At 67.2% G+C, this 1,168-nt stretch carries 1 protein-coding gene; it reads left to right on the top strand.

Annotated features, from left to right (window positions below; all coding sequences use genetic code 11):
- A partial coding sequence (gene ilvA / locus BMI01S_RS37660) for a threonine ammonia-lyase, biosynthetic (RefSeq protein WP_042293561.1) occupies nt 1-1,168 on the top strand: 1,168 nt, incomplete at both ends.

Raw genomic sequence — 1,168 nt, 5'->3', positions numbered from 1 at the left:
ACCGTCGAGGTCGTGCAGGCGGGCGAGTCCTACAGCGACGCCTACGCCCACGCCGTACGGCTGCAGGAGGAGCGCGGCCTGACCTTCGTCCATCCATTCGACGATCCCGATGTGATCGCCGGCCAGGGCACCGTGGCGATGGAAGTGCTGAGCCAGCATCAGGCCCCGATTCACGCGATCTTCGTGCCGATCGGCGGCGGGGGGCTGGCCGCCGGCGTGGCTGCCTACGTGAAGGCCGTGCGCCCCGACATCCGCGTGATCGGCGTGCAGACCGACGATTCCTGCGCGATGGCGCAGTCGATCAAGGCGGGCGAGCGCGTGGAACTGAGCGAAGTGGGCCTCTTCTCCGACGGCACGGCCGTGAAGCTCGTGGGCGAGGAAACCTTCCGCCTGTGCCGGGAGTATCTCGACGAGGTGCTGACGGTGGACACCGACGCGCTGTGCGCGGCGATCAAGGACGTCTTCCAGGACACGCGCAGCGTGCTCGAACCGGCGGGCGCACTGGCCGTGGCGGGCGCGAAGCAGTATGCGGAACGCGAAGGCATCGAGGGGCAAACGCTCGTGGCGATCACCTCGGGCGCGAACATGAACTTCGACCGCATGCGTTTCGTGGCCGAGCGCGCGGAGGTGGGCGAGGCGCGCGAGGCGGTGTTCGCGGTGACGATCCCCGAAGAGCGCGGCAGCTTCAGGCGCTTCTGCGAACTGGTCGGCACGCGCAGCGTGACCGAGTTCAACTACCGCATCGACGACGCCGAACGCGCGCACATCTTCGTGGGCGTGCAGATCCGCAATCGTGGCGAGTCGCAGCAGATCGCGAAGGCCTTCGTCGATCACGGCTTTCCGAGCGTCGACCTCACCGGCGACGAGCTCTCGAAGCAGCACATCCGCTACATGGTGGGCGGGCGCTCGCCTCTGGCACACGACGAGCGCCTGTTCCGCTTCGAGTTCCCCGAGCGCCCGGGCGCGCTCATGCGCTTTCTTTCGTCGATGGCGCCGAACTGGAACATCAGCCTCTTTCACTACCGCAACCAGGGCGCCGACTACAGCTCGATTCTCGTGGGCATCCAGGTGCCCGCAGCCGATGACGCCGAGTTCCGCCGCTTCCTCGCCACGCTCGGTTATCCGCATTGGGAAGAGACGGGCAATCCGGCGTATCGGTTGTTCCTGG

Origin of the sequence: Paraburkholderia mimosarum LMG 23256 = NBRC 106338, from assembly GCF_000739815.1 — a bacterium.
Taxonomy (GTDB): Bacteria; Pseudomonadota; Gammaproteobacteria; order Burkholderiales; family Burkholderiaceae; genus Paraburkholderia; species Paraburkholderia mimosarum.
This window is presented reverse-complemented; position numbering and strand designations above follow the sequence as displayed.